The 207-nt window shown below is 56.0% G+C and carries 1 rRNA gene; it reads left to right on the plus strand.

Annotated features, from left to right (window positions below):
* Positions 1 to 142: 142 nt before the first annotated feature.
* A 5S ribosomal RNA gene (rrf, locus tag IH61_RS0140155) occupies positions 143 to 207 on the plus strand; the annotation flags it as partial.

Raw genomic sequence — 207 nt, forward strand, 5'->3', positions numbered from 1 at the left:
GGAAGCCTCGTGAGGGGTGGAGTTGACCGGTACTAATAGGCCGAGGGCTTGTCCTCAGTTGCTCGCGTCCACTGTGTTGTTCTGAAACAACGACCCCCAGCCCATATAGACGGGTTGGGTGCGGTTGACAGTTTCATAGTGTTTCGGTGGTCATAGCGTGAGGGAAACGCCCGGTTACATTCCGAACCCGGAAGCTAAGCCTCGTAG

It is taken from the genome of Streptomyces sp. NRRL WC-3742, from assembly GCF_000720635.1.
Lineage (GTDB): Bacteria > Actinomycetota > Actinomycetes > Streptomycetales > Streptomycetaceae > Kitasatospora.